The following is a 21,636-nucleotide window of genomic DNA, read 5'->3' on the forward strand; positions in this document are numbered from 1 at the left end:
ATCTATCTTTTAAGTAACGCTTCTAACTTGGATGTGTGGTATTTTAAACTAAATTATTAGCCACTAAATATTCGGCAATCTGAACCGTATTTGTAGCTGCTCCTTTTCTAAGATTATCAGCAACAATCCACATATTTACAGCATTCTCACAACTAATATCTTTGCGAATACGTCCTACAAAAACCTCATCTTTTCCTTCTGCAAAAAGCGGCATTGGGTAAGAATTAACATCTATATTATCTTGTAGAACAATTCCTGGTGTATTATGTAAAATCTTTCTAATATTAGTAATGTCTACAGGTTTCTCAAATTCAATATTAACCGATTCACTATGGCCTCCAACAACTGGTATACGAACTGCCGTAGCAGCTACTAATATACTATCATCAGAAAGAATTTTCTTGGTTTCATTGGATAGTTTCATTTCCTCTTTTGTATATCCGTTTTCTTCAAAAACATCACAGTGAGGTATCGCATTTCTGTGTATTGGATAAGCATAGGCCATTTCTCCTTTAATTTGCTTATACTCATTCTCTAATTGTTCTACAGCCTTTACACCAGTTCCTGTAATGGATTGATAGGTAGAAACAATCACACGTTTAATGGTATATTGTTTATGCAAAGGGGATAATGTCATTACTAATTGAATAGTAGAACAATTAGGGTTAGCTATTATCTTATCTTGCTTTGTAAGTTGACTAGCATTTATCTCGGGAACAATTAACTTCTTACTTGGGTCCATTCTCCAAGCCGAAGAATTATCAATCACTGTAGTTCCATTTTCTGCAAATTTAGGTGCCCACTCTAAAGAAATACTTCCTCCTGCAGAAAAAAGAGCAATCTCTGGTTTCATAGCAACAGCTTCTTCTATGGACTTAATGGTATATTTTTTTCCTTTAAAATCTATTTGCTTTCCTATTGACTTCTCAGAAGCAACGGGAATTAATTCCGTAACAGGAAAATTACGTTCGGCTAATACCTTTAGCATGATCTCTCCTACCATTCCAGTAGCTCCTACTAATGCTATTTTCATCTTATTATATAGTTTATTATGGTTTTTTTTCGAATAACAAATTTATTTTTTTATAGTTGATTAAGCAAATAAAAAACTATACCAATTGCATGTCTTTTATAGCTAATTGAACTGAATATTTTCCTCTAAAGAAATTTTCCTCAATGGAATAGATCAAATTAAAAAATCTACGATTCTCCAAAGATGGCGCATATTTACCAAATCCGAATCCCAAAGCAGCAAATGAGACCGTTTCCAAACCACGTTGCTTTACATATAATTTTAAGTGTTCTTGATTTTTCCCCATACTATGTCCCTTTCCTATATCATAAAGATTGTCACTAAAGAAAATAGGTTTTTCATTAGCTTGTCCAAAAGGTTCAAATTGCTTTAAAATACGAATAAACTTTGGAGTAATTTGGTTTAGTTCTATCTTTTTATCAATTACAAGTTCAGGGATTAGATCAAGCTCGGCTATACTTTCCATTACTATTTTTTCGAATTTTTGCTTAAAGCTCACATAATTATCCCTATGTATGGTTAAACCCGCTGCATATTTATGTCCCCCAAATTGCACTATAAATTCTTCACATTTCTCTATGGCTTGATAGATATCAAAATTCTTTACCGAACGCGCCGAGCCTGTTAAAAACTCGCCACTTTGTGTAAAGACAATAGTTGGTCTATAGTAGGTATCTATAAGTCTAGAGGCTACAATTCCTATTACACCTCGATGCCACTCGGGATTAAATACTACCGTACTTTTATTATTAATCTCTAAAGTTTCAGCTATCATCACAAGTGCCTGTTCTGTTATAGATTGATCTATATGCTTTCTCTCTTCATTAATATTTATAATATTTTTAGCTCTTTCTAAAGCATCTATATCTGTAAACTCTGTAAGTAGATCTACTGCATATTTACCATGTTCTATCCTACCTGCTGCATTTATCTTAGGTGCAACTTTAAACACTATATCTTGTAGTGTATAACTTTTCTGCTTATAAAAAGATAATAAGGCTTTGATTCCTGGTCGTGGATTTTCGTTTATTACCTTCAATCCATAAAAAGCTAGGATACGATTTTCCCCTGTTAAAGGCACTACATCAGCTACAATGGCCATTGCAACTAAATCCAGGTATACCATTAAAGTTTCTGCATCGCGATTATAAACCTGCTCTAAGGCTTGAATAAGTTTAAACCCTACACCACAACCACATAAATCCTTATATGGGTAAGAGCAATCACTACGTTTTGGATCTAAAACAGCAATCGCATCTGGTATCTTTTCTGCTGGTAAATGATGATCGCAAATTATAAAATCTATTCCAAGATTTTTAGCATACTCTACCTTTTCTATAGATTTAATACCACAATCTAAAGCTATAATCAAGGTTATGCCCTTTTTAAAGGCATAATCTATTCCTTGAAATGAAATACCATACCCCTCGGTGTATCGATCTGGTATGTAAGTACGAACACTCGGAAGTATTTTCCTTAAATACGAAGACATCATTGCTACAGAAGTTGTTCCATCCACATCATAATCACCAAAAACCAATACGCTTTCTTTGGTTTGAATAGCCTTGTGTATACGTTGCACCGCTAAATCCATATCCTTCATTAGAAATGGATCGTGTAATTGGTCTAAACTGGGACGAAAAAATGACTTTGCTTGTTGGAAAGTGGTAATATTTCTCTCTACCAACAATGTCGCTATAACAGAATCTACCCCTAAAACTGTTTTTAGGTGTTCCACCGCATTTTGATCAACTTCTGCTTTAAATATCCATCGCATTGGCTATTTATTATGGAAATGAATATTAGTTTGTACCTCTGCAAACTCCTTAAACATATTCATTACTCCACAATAATTATCTATCGACAAATTAACTGCGCGTGTTAACTTGGCTTGATCCAAATTAGCACCATAGAAGTGATAGTCTAAGATTACTTTAGTATATGTTTGCGGATCGCTTTGGCTTAAAACTCCCTCAGTTTCCATTTTAAACTCATCGACTTGTAAACGCATTTTTTTTATTAAATGAGCTATATCAAGTCCACTACACCCCGCTAAAGCAGATAACATCAAAGCCTTTGGTCGTAATCCTTTATTATCACCGCCATTATCGACTCCTGCATCAATTCTAATAACTTCTCCACTTGGATTAGTTGACTCAAATTGCATGTTTTCAATCCAAGTCGTTGTAACTTTATGTGACATAATTTATTCCTTTTGATTTAATTCAAATGTATCAAAAAAAAGTCAATGTATTACCTAAACAAAGGCAATACATTGACTTTCTATAAATAATTACAGCTTATTATTTATTTATTTCCAGCCACAACCACTACGATTTCACCTTTTGCTGGCTTTGCTTGAAAGTATTCCAAAACTTCTTGAACACTACCACGAACTGTTTGCTCATGTAACTTGGAAATTTCCCTAGAAACTGAAATACGGCGATCTGCACCAAAATATTCTATAAATTCGGTCAAAGTCTTATTTAACTTATGAGGAGATACATAAATTATCATAGTTCTAGTTTCTTGTGCTAATTGCACAAATCTAGTTTGTCGACCTTTTTTCTCAGGTAAAAAACCTTCAAATACAAACTTATCATTTGGCAATCCACTATTTACTAATGCTGGAACAAAAGCAGTAGCACCTGGCAAACATTCCACATCAATCCCTTGTTCAACACAAGCACGGGTTAATAAAAATCCTGGATCAGATATAGCAGGAGTTCCTGCGTCAGAAATTAAAGCCAATATTTCACCACTTTGCAACCTGCTAATCAAATTCTCTACAGTTTTATGTTCATTGTGCATATGATGACTCATCATCGGTGTACTAATATCAAAATGCTTTAGCAATTTTCCACTTGTTCTAGTGTCTTCCGCCAAAATATAATCGACTTGTTTTAAAACATTGATTGCTCTAAATGTCATGTCATCCAAATTTCCGATTGGAGTCGGTACTAAATATAATTTCCCCATATTACATAAAACGTTTCTCTACAATTTGCATAAAGCGCTCTTCATACTCTTGTTTTCCTTCCCAATTATTGTATTCTGGTTTTACCAGGTGCTCTATCAAACTAAGAGCTTCCTCAAAGGTACTAACTGTATTTAGTTGTGATAAAACACGGTTAAAATCCTCAGAGCTTCCACCAAAAAGATTTTTCTCAAAAGCTATTCTATCATTCAACCCTACTGTAATAACAGCATTATAAATATCATTAATAGATTTTGACTTAATAACATGAGGTTGTTTAACAGAGGTTGACTCTAAATTAAACAACGTATTTTGCTCTTTAGCTTTATCTTGGTCTTGATCTTGGTGCGGATGGGCTGAATCTTGTTGATTCGAAATCACATCTTGGTCTTGGTCTACAAACTCTTGGCGATTCTCTGAATTAACTCTTTGAAAATCCAAATCCATGAAATTAAAACCAACAAAAGGGTCGACCTCCCTTTTATCTATACTCTCTTTTGCTGTTACCTCAGCCTCTGGTACAATTATAGTATCCAACTTCTCTGAGTTGTCTTGTTTAACAATTAATACATCTTTATCCTTTGCTGTATTTGACTCGGCTTCCAAGATATTAACATCAGACATAGAATCATCAATACTTTGCTTTTGCAACTCTGCAAGGATTGCACGTTCTTGGTCCTCCTTAGCTAACTGCTCTAAAATAGCCTGATCCTCTAGTTCTGATGCACTAAATTCCGATGGAATACCATGAACCAATTCCTCAGAAAAGGACTCTAACTCCGGTTGTAAATCCGTAGATGATAACTCAGATTCTAATTCTATAGACGCTAATTCAGGTTGTAAATCCGTAGATGATAACTCAGATTCTGATTCTACAGAAACTATCTCGGGTTGTAAATCCGTAGATGATAACTCAGATTCTGATTCTACAGAAACTAACTCGGGTTGTAAATCCGTAGATGATAACGCAGATTCTGATTCTAAAGAAACTAACTCGGGTTGTAAATCCGTAGATGATAACGCAGATTCTGATTCTAAAGAAACTATCTCGGATTGTAAATCCGTAGATGATAACGCAGATTCTGATTCTAAAGAAACTATCTCGGATTGTAAATCCGTAGATGATAACTCAGATTCTGATTCTAAAGTATCGAGATAATCAAAAACCTCTTTCTTACTTAAATCTAAATCTTCCGAACCTAGGTATGCAGAGCTATCTGAAACCTTCAAATCATATTCTACTGCTTTGTTAGTAAATTCATCTTCTATTATCTCTGGAGCAATCTTTTCAACAGCTTGAATCATTGCAAGGTTGGACAAGTCAATTTGCCTATCATTTTCTAATTCAATAACCAGTGGATAATCTTGCTCTATTAAATCTTGTGGCATTTGGTGACGAGGCTCTTTCGTGTTTAAAACTTTAGAATCTGTTTGAGTTACATGAGCCTCCAATTTGCTTTCTAACTCCTGTTTGGTAATGTCTTGAATTAGTCCTAACTCAAAATTATCTTGATAAAATTTTAAGATCAATAACTTTTCATATAAGCTTTTGGCATTTACTAGCAAATGATCAACATCTTTGTCTTTCATACGTAAGATACGGTGTGCCATAGTGACCAATTCTGCTTCTAAGACTTTCTTCATAACTTTTAATTTGTATTATTAATTTACAGAGCTTTTTTTTGATAAATTTGCCTAATACAAAATAACAAAAAAAAATCGCTGATTTCAGCTTGAAATTTACAAAATGTTTCTCGAAAAACCTGTTAATCATAAAGAACAATTTGGTTCTATTGAGGTAATATGCGGTTCTATGTTTTCTGGAAAAACAGAAGAGCTTATCAGACGCCTTAGAAGAGCACAATTTGCAAAACAAAACGTACAAATTTTTAAACCAGCTATTGATACTAGGTATCATGATGAATTAGTTGTTTCTCATGATTCAACACAAATTCATTCAACACCAGTGAAATCTGCAACTGAGATTCTTTCCTTAGGTAAAGACTGTGATGTTGTAGCTATTGATGAGGCACAATTTTTCGACCAAGAAATTGTGCAGGTTTGCAATGACTTAGCCAATATGGGAATCCGTGTTATTGTAGCAGGTTTAGATATGGACTTTAAGGGTCAACCATTTGGCCCCATGCCTTATTTAATGGCGACAGCTGAGTATGTAACTAAAGTTCATGCTATATGTACACGTACTGGAAATCTTGCCAATTATAGTTTCAGAAAAACAAATAGTCAAGATCTGGTTGTATTAGGAGAGATCCAAGAATACGAACCTCTTAGTCGAGCAGCTTTTTATAGAGCAATGCATCTTTCAAATAATAAAAAATAGATTGTCCACATATACATCTAAGAATATATGCAAAAAATAATCCAAATCTATATTAACTCCTATAAGGGACTTTCACCTGCCTCATGGATGTTATCAATTGTCATGCTTATTAATAGATCTGGCTCTATGGTATTGCCTTTTCTTGGAGTATATATGACCAAAGAACTACATTTCTCACAAGAGAATGTGGGATACGTCTTAGCTTGTTTTGGAGTAGGGTCAATTATTGGTTCTACAGTTGGGGGATGGATTACAGACAAAATAGGAAATTACAAAGTGCAGTATCTTAGCTTAATCTGTAGTATTCCTGTTTTTATTTTATTACCACATTTTACAACAGTATTTGGATTAGCTTCCATGATGTTATTACAAAGTACTGTAAGCGAAATGTTTCGACCTGCTAACTCTGTAGCTATAACAATGTATGCGAAACCAGAAAATATAACAAGAGCATTCTCTTTAAACAGAATGGCGGTAAATCTTGGTTTTTCTATTGGCCCTGCAATGGGTGGATTGTTAGCAGCAATATCTTGGTCTTTACTTTTTTATGTTAATGCTGTTGCAGCTTTTGCGGCTGCAGTTGTTTTTATATATTTTTTTAGAGGTCGAAAGACAAACAAAGAGATTTTAAAAGAAATTGAACAAGAGCAAAAGCAACAAACTTTAATCGAAGTTGACAACTCCGCAGGAATATCACCCTATAAAGACAAACCATTTTTATTATATAGCGTGTTTTGTACTTTGTATTCAATTGCTTTTTTACAGCTCTTAAGTACACTACCTATTTTCTATGAGCAAATAGGTGGCTTAAGCGAAGTTGAAATTGGATTAGTATTGGGTTATAGCGGGTTACTAATTTTCTTAACAGAAATGCTTTTAGTTTACCTAGCAGAACACCATTTAACCATAAGAAAAACAATAGTTTACGGAGTTTTCATCAGTGCCTTTGGTTATGGCCTACTAGCTTTTAATCATAGTTTAATAGCCATATATTTATCGATGACTATTCTATGCGTATCTGAAATGCTTGCTATGCCTTTTAGCTCTACTGTTACAGCCATGAGAGCCGGAACCAAAAACAAAGGGGCTTATATGGGACTTAATGGATTAACTTTCGCTATTGGTTTTATTATTGCTCCAATCTTAGGAACAAGAATAGCGGCCGAACTAGGATATGATTTCTTATGGATAGCCACATCAATTTTAGTTATTATAGCAGCTTTTGGTTTAAACTATTCCGTTAAAAGAATGCTCCCTGATATTTAAAATATTCTTCTACACAAAATACTTTTTAATCTAAAAAAAATAGCTCTTTTGGCTATTTTTTTTGTTTATAATCTATCCTAGAACTTTATAGTTTATAACTTTTTCTTTCAAATAATCTTAATTATATTAGAACAACTTAAATTATGAATTATGTCCAAACAAATACAAACCAGTATAGAATTAACTTTTGAACAACAAATTGCTACTTTAACCTTTTATTCCTCAGCAAGCAACTCTTTCCCCTCTAAGCTTTTAACGCAACTAGAAGAACAAATTAACAATCTTGAGAACAATAAAAATATAACCACTGTAATATTAAGAAGTAAAGGAGAAGGTGCATTTTGTGCAGGAGCATCTTTTGATGAACTACTGGAGATTAGAAATGAAAAAGATGGAGAAGTATTCTTTAGCGGTTTTGCGAAAGTAATCAATGCAATTCGCAAGAGTAGTAAAATATTCATTGCCAGGGTTCATGGTAAAGCTGTTGGTGGTGGAGTTGGCATAATAGCAAGTTGTGATTATAGTTTTGCAACAGACAAAGCAACCATAAAGTTATCCGAATTAGCCATTGGCATAGGACCCTTTGTTATAGAACCTGCAGTATCAAGAAAGATAGGTCTTAGTGCAACTAGTGAAATGACATTAGAGGCACATTTGTGGAAAACAGCAACTTGGGCATATAAAAAAGGCCTATACAATCAACTGTTTGATTCGGATCAAAAAATGGATCATGAGCTATGCTTATTTGCAAAAAAAATAGCTGCGTATAACCCTATGGCTTTGCGAGAGATGAAAAAAATATTTTGGCAAAACACAGATCATTGGGATACCTTATTAATTCAAAGAGCACAAATTTCCGGAAAATTAGTTTTATCTGATTTTACAAAACAAGCATTGCTTTCCTTTAAAAACAAATAAAACTAGTAAATAATGTCAAACAAAATACTGCTAATATTGTTGTTGTTTAAAACTGGACTAGGATTTGCAAATCAAGGAGATAAATACGATCAAAAAATTGTTAAAGCACAAAACTACAAAGACAATTTATTTGGTACAAAGATCTTTTCTAATCTAAGTATATCTGCAGGAGCTTCAACAATGGGTGCAACTGTAGAGCTGATTACTCCTGTGGCCAAAAATTTTAAGGCAAGACTAGGAATTGACTTCTTTAGGTATAAAACACCACAGTTTAGTATGAATTTTCAAGACAATTCGGGTATATTACAAGAAACCTTTCATACTATTCCAACCTTAAAAACAAAAGCGGATATTCATTTATTTCATGGTCATTTATTGTTTGATTATTATCCAATTCAAAATGGTATTGTTTATTTAACAGCTGGACTTTATGTGGGAAACACAAAAATAAATGCAAATGGAAGACTTGAAGATCATACTGGCAATTTAATAACTCTTAAGCCGGGAAAACAGTGGCCAGAAATTATCTTTGATGGCAAAAAATTAGAGGTGTTTCATGCAAAGGTTGATGCACAATTAAAACTAGGTCAAGTTGTTAAACCTTACTTAGGAATAGGTCTTGGTAGGTCTATTCCTAAAAATAAAATTGGTTTGAAAATAGACTTCGGTCTGATATATCAAGGAGAGTATTCCCTAACACAAAATGGCAATAACATTCCTGTAACAAAACAATCAGATATTTATATAGAGAATTCAAAAAAATACACAAAATGGTTAAAATGGTGGCCGAAAGCTGCGCTACAATTAACCTATAGAATATACTAATTATCACGGAATTAAAACCTTGTGCTACATTTTAGAAAACAACCAATTTTTACTTACCTTTGTCAAAATTTTTTACATATGCCTAAAATTAGAATAACAAAACAATTTACATTTGAAACAGGACACGCGTTATACGGTTATGATGGAAAATGTCGAAATGTTCATGGACATAGTTATAAACTTGGAGTAACAGTATTAGGATCTCCAATCGAGGATAGTAACAATGTAAAATTCGGAATGGTTATTGATTTTGGAGATTTAAAAAAAATAGTAAAAGAAGAAATTGTTGATAAGTTCGACCACGCAACTGTTTTTAACAAAAACACTCCACATGTAGAGCTCGCTAAAGAGCTTCAACAAAGAGGTCACCATGTTATTTTAGTAGATTATCAGCCCACAAGTGAAAATATGGTTATTGATTTTGCACAAAAAATTAAAGATCGTTTACCTGGTAACATTGAACTATTTTCCCTTCGTTTACAAGAAACTGAATCTTCTTACGCTGAATGGTATCAAACTGATAATATCTAAGACTTGGAAATTAAAATAAATACAGACAAAACAGTATATTTCACATCCGATCATCACTTTGGTGCCCCAACTAAAGAGAAGAGTTTTGAAAGAGAACAACTTTTCTTACAATGGTTAAATGATAAAGAGCCAGATATGGGAGCTTTATTTATATTGGGTGATTTATTTGATTTTTGGTTTGAGTATAAAACTGTAGTCCCAAAAGGTTTCGTTCGTATTTTAGGGAAATTAGCACAGCTTAAAGATAAAGGAATTCCTATTTATTTTTTTGTCGGAAACCATGATTTATGGATGGAAGATTATTTTGAAAAAGAGTTGGGAATTCAGGTATTTCACAAACCCCAAGTATTTCGAATAAATGATAAACTTTTTTTTATTGGCCATGGAGATGGTTTAGGCCCTGGAGACAAGGGATATAAGCGAATGAAAAAAGTGTTTACTAATAGATTTGCTAAGTGGTTATTTAGATGGTTACATCCCGATTTAGGTGTTAGACTAGCATCGTATCTATCAGTTAAAAACAAACTTATTTCTGGAGATGAAGATATTACCTTTCTAGGAGAAGATAAAGAATGGCTTGTTATATATGCAAAGGCCAAATTAGAACTACATCATTATGATTATTTTATATTTGGTCATCGTCATTTACCTATGATCTTAAACATAGGTGAGAATTCAAAATACGTGAATCTTGGAGACTGGATAAATTACTTTACATATGCTAAATTCAAAACAGAGCTTAGCCTTGTGGAATATAAAAAAGAACAATAAATAAAGCTTGTGAGGTATTCACAAGCTTTATTTATTATTTTAAAAATCAGACTTACCATAGAAGTCATCTGGCATAGGTAATAACCAGTTACTATGCGAAAAATAATTCCATTTTATCTGAGCTAAATCTATGCTTGAATCCACATATGGAGCATACTTTCTATTGTTTACAGATATATAACTTTGCGCATAAACAGCAACATCTTTACCTTGCAATGCATATTGCTTTTTTATTATTTGCGCCATCTGCCATATCATGTCCGAAGTGTTCAATCTAGCTTGCTGTTTGGGAGTTAGAACGTTTGATAACTCATATTTATGTGTCTGTTTAGACTGCTTATCTTCCACAATAAAGTTCGTATAACCAGATCGCGAACGCAACATCATACGCCAACTTAAGCGATGCCCCTGATCAGTCCAAAGAATATCTCCTTTTATAAAATAACTTCTAAGTGGTAATAAAACTTGAATAAAGAGTATACTGACTAAAATAAGCTTGCAGTAGGAATTAATATAGCCATTTGTGTTAAAAAGATTTTTATCAATAAAGCTAGGTTTGGTTTTAAAAAACATAGCACGTAGGGAGTCTGGACTATAAAAAAACAATGCGAAACTTAGAGCAAAATAAGGAAAAATACCTATTTGTAGTGTCACAGAATTAAATAGATGAAATATCAAACTAGCTATAACACCAAAATTACGTGTCGGCTTGTACAATAACATCGGGATAATTAAAGCATCAAAAGCAATACCTAGGTAGGCTATAGCAATACTAAAAGATTTGGTCGTGAATATATCTTTAAGGAAAATAGGAATATTGGCATGACTATACATTAAAGTAGTAAAAGTGCCATTTAACCAATCGGGATAGAATTTAGCTAAAGTTCCATAAAAATATACGATGCTGATCTGAGCAATAAATAAGTAGCTAACCCATATAGGCATCCATAAACGCTTAGATTTCCTTTTATTCTTGACATCCAAACTTGCATAATCATTGGCTGGTAAGAAACACATGTATAGACAAATAATCAATAATAAATAATAATGATTATTATAAGAAGTTTTCTGCATGAAATAAGCTCCAGCCCACAATAGAGTTAAAATCACAATAGACAACCGATAACGATAACCCAACATAACTCCTATAGAAGCCAATCCCATAATGAGAAAGTAAACATACATTTGAGGACCAACTAAAACTTGTAAAAAATCCATGTAGATATGATTAAAAGTTAAATTCACATCTACTAAATTTTCTGTAACCCACCCTGTTAAAATAGCTCCAAACGACTCACAAGCAAAAAGAAACCCAAACAACATTCGAAAAATAAGTAATCCAGAGTTATCAATCGGCCTTGTTAACTTTCTACATACGGTTGTTAAAAAACTCTCTTGTTGTACGCTCATCTTCTTTTAATTGGGCTATTAAATTAGGTAAACCATCAAACTTCTCTTCATCTCTTATTCTCTTTAAGATATTTACTCGAATAATTCTATCATACAGATCAAGATTCAGGTCTAAATAGTTAACCTCTATAGAATATGGATGTTTTTCAAATGTAGGGTTAATTCCAATACTCATCATACCTTTTACTACCTTATTGTCAATTAAGGATTCTACAATATAGACTCCATTTTTTGGAATCAACTTATAATCCTCTAAGATCTGAAAGTTAGCAGTTGGAAAACCTATTTGTCTTCCTAAGGCTTTACCCTTGACAACTTTACCACTAAAAAAATAAGGGTAACCTAAATAACTATTTGCCAGAGAAACTTCACCTGACTCTAAAGCTTGGCGTATTTTGGTAGAGCTAATAGAAACTTTATCCATCTCTTTAGCAGAGATTTCTTGAACTTCAAAACCGTATTGTTTTCCATAAACTCTTAAATCATCAATATTACCAGTTCCTCCTTTTCCAAAACGATGATCATAACCAATTATAACCTTTGCAACGTTAAACTTTTCAACTAACACGTTTTTCACAAACTCTCCTGCAGTTAATTGTGAGAACTCTTGATCAAATTTCTGAACAACTAAGTTCTCTAATCCTAAATTCTCTAAAAGCAAAGTTTTTTCTGCTAACGTACTCAATAAACGAATGCCGTGCTCTTTTTGTAGAACCATACGAGGATGTGGAAAAAAAGTCAATACAAGACTTTCTACTTCTAACTTTTTAGCGCTTGTAACCAGGTCATTAATAATTTTTTGATGTCCTAGGTGCAAACCATCAAAAGTTCCTAGAGTCACTACTACTTTTTTATCGCATTGAAAGTCGTCTATACAAGAAAATGTTTTCACTTTAATTTAATTACAAAGATTAGATACAGTACATTTGTCAGCCCTTTAAATAGGGTAATAAAATGTACTAAGATTCAAAAATACGTCATTTTTGTAAATCCCACACAAATTTACTAATATCTAACGAAAGGCAATCAAAATTATTTAAGATGAACAACACCATAAAGACTAATCTATTAAGTCTATTACTTTTTTTTATCTGCTTTAGTATTAATGCTCAAGTAAAAATAATGACCTGGAATTTAATGAATCTAGGTAAAAGCAAAACTACTGAACAAATAACTTATATTTCCAAGATACTCAACCAAGCTGATGTAATTGCTGTTCAAGAAGTTGTAACTAATCCATCAGGAGCGCAAACTGCAGCAAAAATTCTGCAAGAATTAAATAACACTAGTGGTTATAAATGGGATTATGTAATAAGTGACCCTACTATAAGCTCTCCCTATAGATCCGAGCGCTATCTTTATTTTTTCAAAACCGCAAGGGTCAAACTAAAAACAAAACCGTTCTTGGACGCTTATTATCAACAAGAAATAGAACGCGAACCATTTCTGGCAACATTTATCTATAAGGATAAAGAATTTACCTTAGTAAACATCCATGCTTTACCAAAAAAACACCAACCTGAAACAGAAATTAAATATTTCAAAAACTACCCGGAATTATATAAAAATCACAATTTAATTTTTCTAGGTGATTTTAACCTACCAGAGTCACATAGTGTTTTTAATCCTCTTAAAAAACTCGGCTATCAACCAAGCTTTACAAGCCAAAAAACCAGCCTAAGACAAAAATGTATCAATGAGGATTGCTTAGCTTCGGAATATGATAATATATTTTATGATACAGCGAAAAACACATTACTTGAGAAAAAAGCTATTCTATTCTTCCTTGATTTTAACGAAATGTCCACAGCAAGAAAATTATCAGACCATATACCTATCTTAATAGAACTAGAGATTAAATAAGCTAATATTAAATAAAAATGCTCCAAAAAATATTGAATTTTTGGAGCATTTTTATTAGCCTGTTTTTTACAATCTATTATTTATATCTATTGTCTACGCATATATATCATCACATAATATAAAAGAGTCCCTAAAGATGAAATAGCCGCAATTAAATAAGTTCTAGCTGCCCAGGTCAACGATTCCTTAGCACCTGCTAACTCAGTTTGGGTAACCATCTTTTTACCTTCTAACCACGCCAAAGCACGATTACTAGCATCATACTCAACTGGTAGAGTTATTAAACTAAAGATAGTTGTCATAGCCAACATTACAATCCCTAATAAAAGAAGCTCTGGAAAGGTATTAATAAGTAAAACACCTCCTAAAAGCATCCAAGGTACTAAGCGAGAACTAATATTAACCACAGGAACTAATTTTGAACGTAAATTCAACCATTTATAAGCTGTTGCATGTTGAACGGCATGACCAACCTCATGCGCAGCCACAGCTGCCGCTGCCGCATTACGCTCATTGTAAACTGCCTCACTCAAATTAACCGTCTTATCTAAAGGGTTATAATGATCTGTTAATCGACCAGGAGTTGAAATTACTTTCACATCATAAATTCCATGATCAAACAACATTTGCTGAGCTATCTCAGCACCACTACGTCCGTTTTCCAAATAAACTTGTGAATACTCTTCAAACTTACTTTTTAAACGCCTTTCAACAATCCACCCCGCTACGGAACATAAAATTAAAAAAATCCAAATTGTCATCGTATTACGTTTTATATTTCTATATAAACAGCAAAAGATATTCCAAAGATAATCACCGACATAATGACATAAAAAAAGCTACTAATGAAATTTAGTAGCTTTTTTTTTAAATAATATCAATTATTTTAATTTCTTTTTTACTTCCACTTCTTGGAATGCTTCAATGATGTCATATTCCTTGATGTCGTTGTAGTTTCTAATCTGAATACCACAATCATAACCTTTAGAAACTTCTTTAACATCGTCCTTAAATCTACGAAGAGCTAATAAGTCACCAGTAAAGATAACAACTCCTTCACGGATTAAACGAATCTTAGAGCTACGGAAAATCTTACCGTCTGTAACCATACAACCTGCGATTGTACCAACTTTAGAAATCTTAAATAATTCTCTAATTTCAGCTGTACCAGTAACTTCCTCTCTTAATTCAGGAGATAACATTCCTTCCATTGCATCTTTAAGATCATCAATAGCCGCATAAATAATAGAGTAATTACGGATATCGATTTCCTCTTTATCAGCAAGAGCTTTAGCTGATGCCATTGGTCTTACATTAAATCCAATAATGATAGCGTCAGAAGCTGAAGCTAACAATACATCAGATTCAGTAATTGCTCCTACACCCTTGTGAATAATATTAATTTGGATTTCTTCAGTAGACAGTTTTAAGAATGAATCAGAAAGTGCTTCAACAGAACCATCTACGTCTCCTTTTAATATAATATTTAACTCTTTGAAATCACCAAGAGCAATACGTCTACCAATCTCAGCTAATGTAATATGTCTTTGAGCTCTAACGGATTGCTCACGTACAAGTTGTGTACGTTTTGCAGCAATTTGTTTAGCTTCTTTTTCTTCATCGAAAACATTAAATTTATCTCCCGCAGTTGGTGCTCCATCTAAACCTAACACGGAAATCGGTCGTGAGGGTCCAGCCTCCTTAATCGAATTACCACGTTCATCATGCATAGCACGAACTTTACCATGATTGCATCCTGCTAAAAGATAGTCTCCTACTCTTAGTGTACCTGCTTGTACTAAAACTGTAGAAACATATCCACGTCCTTTATCTAAGAAAGCCTCAACAACGGTTCCTGATGCAAGTTTGTTAGGATTAGCTTTAAGATCTAACATTTCAGCCTCTAACAATACTTTCTCTAGTAACTCCTTCATACCTAAACCTTGCTTAGCAGAAATATCCTGAGATTGATAAGTTCCTCCCCACTCTTCAACAAGGAAATTCATTGCTGCTAACTTTTCTTTGATCTTGTCTGCATTTGCAGTTGGCTTGTCAATCTTGTTAATAGCAAAAATTATAGGTACTCCAGCTGCAGTTGCATGGCTAATAGCTTCTTTTGTTTGCGGCATGATATCATCATCCGCTGCAATTACAATAATAACAATATCTGTTACTTGAGCCCCACGTGCACGCATAGCGGTAAAGGCCTCGTGACCTGGTGTATCTAAAAATGTGATTTTTTGCCCATCTTCAAGTGTTACACCATAAGCTCCAATATGCTGTGTAATACCACCTGATTCACCTGCGATAACGTTGGCTTTACGAACATAGTCTAATAAAGACGTTTTTCCGTGGTCAACGTGTCCCATAACTGTAACAATAGGAGCTCTAGGTTCTAAATCTTCTGGTCTATCTGGTGCCTCTTCAATTGCTTCATCAATATCTGCTGTGGTAAAGTCAACTTCATATCCAAATTCATCCGCTACAATTGTTAGCGTCTCAGCATCTAAACGTTGATTCATCGTAACCATGATTCCTAAAGACATACATGTACCTATTACTTTTGTAATCGGCACGTCCATCATAGTAGCTATTTCACCAACTGTAACAAATTCGGTAACTTTCAATACCTTGTTTCCTGCTTCAATCGCTTTTTGCTCATCATCCGATTTTTTACGGTGATCGGCACGCTTATCACGACGATATTTAGCAGCTCTGTTACGATTACCTTTTCCTTGTAATCTTTCAAGAGTTTCTTTAATTTGATTTTTAACTTCTTCTTCCGTAGGCTCAGCCTTTACAACTGGCGCCGCTGGTCGTTTATGGTTAGCATTTCGATTGTTACCAAATTTACCTCCTGATGGTCTGTTTCCTTGCGAATTATTTCCTCCGCGGTTATTACCTCCGGCACCACCTGGCTTATTCTTATTCTCATTGGTCGTACTAGTATTAGCTCCCCCTGGTGTTGTAGTAGCAGGCTTTGCAATACGCTTTCTCTTATTCTTACCAGCAGCACCATCCTTAGCGTTAGTCTGGTTACCTTTCTTGGAGTCTTCTTTCTTCTTTTTTGGTTTATCAAACTGAGACAAGTCAATTGTTTGACCCGTGAAAGTAGTTCCAGAAAGCTTTTGGTAATTAGTTTTAATTACTTCATCCCCTAACTTTGGCTCTTCAGTCTCAGTAGTTACTTCTACTTCAACTTTTTTACTTCCTGGTTTTTTAGATGAAGTATCTTTTCCCTCTACAGAACTTTTCTGTTGTGGTTTTTCTACCTCTTTTTTAGCTTCCACTTGCTTTTCTGTATTCGTTATTTTAGTTGCTTGTTTTTGTTCAACCTTAGCGCCCTCTTGTATTTCTTGTTGAGAAGCTTTCACCTCTACTTGGCTCGCATCCTTTTTATTTGCGTCTTTTTTCTTTGCAACAACATTCTCCACCTTATTCGAATCTGCTGAAGTAGCTTTAGTTTTCTTAGGCTCAAGATCGATTTTACCAACAGTTTTTAAAGCAGCTATCTCTTCTGCTTTAGCTCTGATAATTTCTTGTTCGCGCTTAATACGCGCTTCTTCTTGTTTTTTCTTCTCTTCTAGCTCTTTATCTCGTTCTTGCTTTAAAACTTCTCTCTCTTTCTTTTTCTCTTCACTTACCTCAATAGAAGCTTCTTTCTTCCCTTTATCAGCGGAAAAACCTTTACACAAAACATTGTATTCTTCTTTAGAAATTTTGGCGTTTGGTGTGGCGTCAGTTATCTCATACCCCTTGCCTTTCAAAAAGTCTACGGCTCTATCTAGAGAAATATTTAATTCCCTTAAAACTTTATTAATTCTTATTGCTCTTTCTTCAGACATATTATCTTTTTAGTGTATTAAATGTGTTGTGTTGATTTTTTGCTTAGTCTTCGAACTCCTCATTCAAGATACGAATCACCTCTTCGATAGTCTCTTGCTCTAAGTCTGTACGTTTTACTAATTCTTCAACACCTAGGTTTAATACGCTCTTAGCTGTATCTAAACCTATCTTATTAAATTCATCAATTACCCATTCTTCAATCTCATCTTTGAATTCTCTTAATTCAACATCATCATCCTCTGGGTCTAATTCGCGCATTACATCGATATCGTAACCAGTTAACATACCAGCCAACTTAATGTTCTGACCACCTCGACCAATTGCACGAGAAACTTCCTCCAAATCTAAGTAAACATTAGCCTTCTTATTTTGCTCATCAATTACAACTTTATTGATGCGAGCTGGAGCAAGCGCTCTTTTTATAAATAATTCAGTATTCTCTGTAAAGTTAATTACATCAATATTTTCATTCCCAAGCTCTCGTACGATACCATGAATTCTAGATCCTTTTACACCTACACATGCTCCAACTGGATCAATTCTATCGTCATAAGTATCTACAGCTACTTTTGCTTTTTCTCCCGGAATACGAACCACCTTTTTAATAGTGATTTCTCCTGATTCAATCTCAGGTATTTCTTGCTCAAATAATTTTTCTAAAAATTTTGATGTTGTTCTTGACATCACAATTTGAGGCTTTGTCCCTTTTAACTCAACGGATTCGATAATACCTTTTACAGTATCACCTTTTCGGAAAAAATCAGAAGGAATTTGTTTTTCTTTTGGCAAAACTATTTCGTTCTTCCCTTCATCCATTAGTATAGCAATCTTCGGACGCGCATGATGTACTTCTGCTGAGTAAACCTCACCCACTAAATCTTTAAATTGCTTATATAATGTTGTATTGTCATGTTCTGTTACCTTAGAGTAAAGGTTTTGGCGAAGCGCTAAAATGGCTCTTCTATCAAGGCCTTCTAATTTCACTTCTTCAGAAACTTCTTCTCCTACCTCGAAATCAGATTCAATTCTTCTAGCCTCAGACAAAGAAATCTCCGCATTTTCATCTTCTACCTCTCCATCAGCAACAACAATTCTGTTTCTAAATACTTGGCAATCTCCTTTATCTGGATTTACAATGATATCAAAGTTATCATCTGAACCATATTTTTTTTTCAATGCATTTTTCAATACATCTTCAAGAATTGCCATCAGCGCTACGCGCTCAATATCTTTTTCGTCTTTAAATTCTGAGAATGAATCTACTAAATCTCTATTCTCCATGAGTTATTCTGTTTTTAAAATGAAATTATAACATTAGCTTCTTTAATCTGTTCGAAAGGAATCTCTATTTCCTTCTCAACGGTAACCTTACCTTTTCCAACAGGCTTAGGTTCTCTCGTTTTCCATTTCAGAACAATTGAATTCTGTGCAACGGAATCTAAAGTTGCTTCATATTTTTCTTGCTCTAAAGTTACTACTTTTAATTTTCTTCCAATATTTTTATTATATTGTCTAATAAACTTTAACGCAGCTGTAGCACCTGCGGAGGCCACCTCTAAAGCGAAATCCTCTTCTTCTCTATCTAAATTATGTTCAATAGCACGACTAACGTTGATACAATCTTGTAACGTAACACCATTATCACCGTCAATAGTTACCATAATCTTGTTGTCCGTTGAGATAGTAAAATCTATCAAAAACAACTCTGGATATTGCTCAAAAGCTTGATCAATTAACTCCTGTACTTTTTGTTTTAATGTCATATGCTATAAAAAGAGGGGACTATTAGGTCCCCTCATTATTTAATATTTTTAATAAATAACAGCACAAATATACGATTTATTTTATTACAAATAAAACTTTGTCTATTGATAATTATATCCTTAACTTTATTTAAAGATCGTATAACCACAAAAATTACCCATAAAACTATTATTATGAAAAAGATTCTTGTACCAACAGATTTCTCTGACCAGGCTTTAAATGCTATAAAAGCTGCTATAATTTTAGCAAAAAAAACACAAGCAGAAATCATTCTACTACATATTCTTGACCTACCACAACAAGGAAGTGACCTAATTAATGTTGGCTCCAAAGTTCCAGAAGTATTATTTTTTAAAAATTCGGCAGAAAATAAACTAAAAGAACTCGCTCAAGACCCTATGTTTGAGGGGATAACAATTAACACAAGTTTAATATTAGAGAAAACATCTCTAGGTGTTATTAAAGCTGCCCAGACAAACAACTGCGATTTAATTGTCATTGGTTCCCATGGAACAAGTGGAGTGAAAGATTATTTTGTAGGATCTAATACCGAGAGAGTTGTTAGACACTCCCCTATTCCCGTTTTAGTTATTAAAGGAAAAACAATAGATTTCAATATTACCCATTTTATATTCGCATCTGATTTTAGCGATGGAATGAAAAAGCCTTTCTTACAAGCTTTAAAATTCAGTAAAATTATTGATGCTACCTTTACCTTATTAATGGTAAACACTCCTAATAATTTCAAGCCTACTTATGTGGCTGAAGAAATTTTAGAAGACTTTTTAACCGATATCTCTCAAGATGATTATAATTTAGAGATATATAATGACTTAAATATCGAAAGTGGAATAGCCAACTTTGCTAAAAAAGTAGATGCAGATTTAATAGGTATAGCCACTCATGGTAGGACGGGTATCTCTCACTTTTTTAATGGCAGCATCTCTGAAGATCTTGTAAACACAAGTAAATGTTCAGTTATTACATTTCGCGTTGAAATATAAAAAAAGAGCTGTCAAACAAAACAGCTCTTTCTCTTGAAATTTCTACTTGATAATTTCTATGTGACTTTGTGACACTTTCTCTATTGGAAGAAAGTGTTTTTTCCCATCTACTAAAAGGCATAAATAAATATTATCTATTGCGATTACATAACCTTGTAAACCATCTATTTTTATTTGCTGACCAAGCTCTAAATTTTTCCTAGTATAAAAAGAATAAAGCAACCTAGTTACAATATCTTTTGACCCAAGTCCCAAAGACAAAGCTATTGTCAACAATACAGCACCTACAATAATAGATATGTTATTAGTTATAATCTCTGTATTTATACCTAACTGATTTAAACTAGTAATAGCAACAAATACAAAAATGAAATAAAAGGAAATATTACCTATAATTCTTGCACCTGAGAAATCTATTGCTTTTAAAAGACTTACAACTGTCTTTTTTATCCAAGAGGCAAAATAGACTCCCGCTCCAAACATCAATAAGGCCACAAATAATTTAGGAATATAAAGCATCAAATTCCCTACTTCCTTAGAAACAATTGACAAACCAAACATTTCGGCTCCAATAACAACCATTAGAAATATCAAAAACATCCTAATAAAGACAATCAGTATACTTGAAATTTTAATATTAAAATTCATTTTACTAACCATCTCATTTTCATTAACCAAGGCTTCAAACTTTTCTAAACGAACGAAAGAGAATATTTTCTTTGCCAAAAAAGTAGCGACTCTTAGCACTAACCAACAAACTGCAAAATATCCAACTAACATTAGAATCCCCATTGCTCCACGTACAAAGGAGTCTATCACGGAGCTCATCAATTCACTAGGGTACTCAATTCTATATCTATTCATTCTCTTTGGGATAATTTTCTTTTATAATTTTTCTTATTAATTCTTCCTGCTTAACTACATCGGGCTGAGACATCAAGCTCTCTAATGCTTGAGGAACCTGTACCGCATATAGCTCTGAAACATCAATAGTTAATTTAATAACATTTAAATTATCTATAACTCGATCTTTTAGATACTCTGGTAACTTTTCGTCACGTAATATTTTCTTGAAAGGATTTTCCAT

21 protein-coding genes are annotated in these 21,636 nt (G+C 33.5%); 8 read left to right on the plus strand and 13 right to left on the minus strand.

Going from position 1 to position 21,636, the window contains the following annotated elements; all coding sequences use genetic code 11:
- Nucleotides 1-43: 43 nt before the first annotated feature.
- The 5 genes from ACYSNV_RS01630 to ACYSNV_RS01650 all read right to left on the minus strand — a co-directional run bounded on the left by ACYSNV_RS01630 (nucleotide 44) and on the right by ACYSNV_RS01650 (nucleotide 5,654).
- Nucleotides 44-1,033 (minus strand): aspartate-semialdehyde dehydrogenase, encoded by a 990-nt coding sequence (locus ACYSNV_RS01630; RefSeq protein ID WP_461760814.1) that lies wholly within the window; start codon nucleotides 1,031-1,033, stop codon nucleotides 44-46.
- A gap of 76 nt (nucleotides 1,034-1,109) precedes the next feature.
- On the minus strand, nucleotides 1,110-2,810 hold the full coding sequence (gene recJ / locus ACYSNV_RS01635) for a single-stranded-DNA-specific exonuclease RecJ (protein WP_461760815.1): 1,701 nt from the start codon (nucleotides 2,808-2,810) through the stop codon (nucleotides 1,110-1,112).
- 3 nt (nucleotides 2,811-2,813) lie between these two features.
- On the minus strand, nucleotides 2,814-3,236 hold the full coding sequence (locus ACYSNV_RS01640; RefSeq protein WP_461760816.1) for an OsmC family protein: 423 nt from the start codon (nucleotides 3,234-3,236) through the stop codon (nucleotides 2,814-2,816).
- A gap of 104 nt (nucleotides 3,237-3,340) precedes the next feature.
- Nucleotides 3,341-4,012 (minus strand): 16S rRNA (cytidine(1402)-2'-O)-methyltransferase, encoded by a 672-nt coding sequence (gene rsmI / locus ACYSNV_RS01645; protein ID WP_461760817.1) that lies wholly within the window; start codon nucleotides 4,010-4,012, stop codon nucleotides 3,341-3,343.
- Between the two features lies 1 nt (nucleotide 4,013).
- Nucleotides 4,014-5,654 (minus strand): hypothetical protein, encoded by a 1,641-nt coding sequence (locus ACYSNV_RS01650; RefSeq protein WP_461760818.1) that lies wholly within the window; start codon nucleotides 5,652-5,654, stop codon nucleotides 4,014-4,016.
- Nucleotides 5,655-5,757: 103 nt separating this feature from the next.
- Here ACYSNV_RS01650 and ACYSNV_RS01655 point away from each other — a divergent pair, with 103 nt between their 5' ends.
- The 6 genes from ACYSNV_RS01655 to ACYSNV_RS01680 all read left to right on the plus strand — a co-directional run bounded on the left by ACYSNV_RS01655 (nucleotide 5,758) and on the right by ACYSNV_RS01680 (nucleotide 10,662).
- Nucleotides 5,758-6,351: a thymidine kinase gene (locus tag ACYSNV_RS01655; RefSeq protein ID WP_461760819.1), complete on the plus strand. Its 594-nt coding sequence runs from the start codon at nucleotides 5,758-5,760 to the stop codon at nucleotides 6,349-6,351.
- Between the two features lie 27 nt (nucleotides 6,352-6,378).
- Complete coding sequence (locus ACYSNV_RS01660) at nucleotides 6,379-7,617, plus strand: MFS transporter (protein WP_461760820.1); 1,239 nt, start codon at nucleotides 6,379-6,381, stop codon at nucleotides 7,615-7,617.
- 150 nt (nucleotides 7,618-7,767) lie between these two features.
- Nucleotides 7,768-8,535 (plus strand): enoyl-CoA hydratase/isomerase family protein, encoded by a 768-nt coding sequence (locus ACYSNV_RS01665; protein WP_461760821.1) that lies wholly within the window; start codon nucleotides 7,768-7,770, stop codon nucleotides 8,533-8,535.
- A gap of 12 nt (nucleotides 8,536-8,547) precedes the next feature.
- Entirely contained in the window at nucleotides 8,548-9,360 is an 813-nt protein-coding gene (locus ACYSNV_RS01670) for a hypothetical protein (RefSeq protein WP_461760822.1), read from the plus strand.
- A 78-nt stretch (nucleotides 9,361-9,438) separates the two neighbouring features.
- Nucleotides 9,439-9,891, plus strand: coding sequence for a 6-pyruvoyl trahydropterin synthase family protein (locus ACYSNV_RS01675; protein WP_461760823.1), 453 nt, complete (start codon nucleotides 9,439-9,441; stop codon nucleotides 9,889-9,891).
- A gap of 3 nt (nucleotides 9,892-9,894) precedes the next feature.
- Nucleotides 9,895-10,662, plus strand: a complete 768-nt coding sequence (locus tag ACYSNV_RS01680) for a UDP-2,3-diacylglucosamine diphosphatase (RefSeq protein ID WP_461760824.1) — start codon at nucleotides 9,895-9,897, stop codon at nucleotides 10,660-10,662.
- 39 nt (nucleotides 10,663-10,701) lie between these two features.
- Here ACYSNV_RS01680 and ACYSNV_RS01685 read toward each other — a convergent pair whose 3' ends face one another.
- On the minus strand, nucleotides 10,702-12,072 hold the full coding sequence (locus ACYSNV_RS01685; protein ID WP_461760825.1) for an HTTM domain-containing protein: 1,371 nt from the start codon (nucleotides 12,070-12,072) through the stop codon (nucleotides 10,702-10,704).
- Nucleotides 12,032-12,964, minus strand: coding sequence for a bifunctional riboflavin kinase/FAD synthetase (locus ACYSNV_RS01690; protein WP_461760826.1), 933 nt, complete (start codon nucleotides 12,962-12,964; stop codon nucleotides 12,032-12,034). The genes ACYSNV_RS01685 and ACYSNV_RS01690 overlap by 41 nt, the downstream gene beginning before the upstream one ends.
- 149 nt (nucleotides 12,965-13,113) lie before the next feature.
- Here ACYSNV_RS01690 and ACYSNV_RS01695 point away from each other — a divergent pair, with 149 nt between their 5' ends.
- Nucleotides 13,114-13,935, plus strand: a complete 822-nt coding sequence (locus ACYSNV_RS01695) for an endonuclease/exonuclease/phosphatase family protein (RefSeq protein WP_461760827.1) — start codon at nucleotides 13,114-13,116, stop codon at nucleotides 13,933-13,935.
- Nucleotides 13,936-14,021: 86 nt separating this feature from the next.
- On the opposite strand, the gene ACYSNV_RS01700 is transcribed toward ACYSNV_RS01695, so the two are convergent.
- From ACYSNV_RS01700 to rimP, 4 genes are all read right to left on the minus strand, one after another.
- A complete protein-coding gene (locus tag ACYSNV_RS01700; RefSeq protein WP_461760828.1) occupies nucleotides 14,022-14,696 on the minus strand; it encodes a zinc metallopeptidase in 675 nt (224 codons plus the stop codon).
- A 120-nt stretch (nucleotides 14,697-14,816) separates the two neighbouring features.
- Entirely contained in the window at nucleotides 14,817-17,780 is a 2,964-nt protein-coding gene (gene infB / locus ACYSNV_RS01705) for a translation initiation factor IF-2 (protein WP_461760829.1), read from the minus strand.
- 43 nt (nucleotides 17,781-17,823) lie between these two features.
- A complete protein-coding gene (gene nusA / locus ACYSNV_RS01710; RefSeq protein ID WP_461760830.1) occupies nucleotides 17,824-19,062 on the minus strand; it encodes a transcription termination factor NusA in 1,239 nt (412 codons plus the stop codon).
- A gap of 14 nt (nucleotides 19,063-19,076) precedes the next feature.
- Nucleotides 19,077-19,544: a ribosome assembly cofactor RimP gene (gene rimP / locus ACYSNV_RS01715; RefSeq protein ID WP_461760831.1), complete on the minus strand. Its 468-nt coding sequence runs from the start codon at nucleotides 19,542-19,544 to the stop codon at nucleotides 19,077-19,079.
- Nucleotides 19,545-19,718: 174 nt separating this feature from the next.
- On the opposite strand from rimP, the gene ACYSNV_RS01720 reads away from it, so the two are divergent.
- Nucleotides 19,719-20,549 (plus strand): universal stress protein, encoded by an 831-nt coding sequence (locus tag ACYSNV_RS01720; RefSeq protein ID WP_461760832.1) that lies wholly within the window; start codon nucleotides 19,719-19,721, stop codon nucleotides 20,547-20,549.
- Between the two features lie 42 nt (nucleotides 20,550-20,591).
- On the opposite strand, the gene ACYSNV_RS01725 is transcribed toward ACYSNV_RS01720, so the two are convergent.
- Together ACYSNV_RS01725 and ACYSNV_RS01730 are read right to left on the minus strand one after the other, a co-directional pair.
- Complete coding sequence (locus ACYSNV_RS01725; protein WP_461760833.1) at nucleotides 20,592-21,413, minus strand: mechanosensitive ion channel family protein; 822 nt, start codon at nucleotides 21,411-21,413, stop codon at nucleotides 20,592-20,594.
- Complete coding sequence (locus tag ACYSNV_RS01730; RefSeq protein WP_461760834.1) at nucleotides 21,406-21,636, minus strand: hypothetical protein; 231 nt, start codon at nucleotides 21,634-21,636, stop codon at nucleotides 21,406-21,408. The genes ACYSNV_RS01725 and ACYSNV_RS01730 overlap by 8 nt, the downstream gene beginning before the upstream one ends.

It is taken from the genome of Myroides sp. LJL119 (assembly GCF_054871605.1).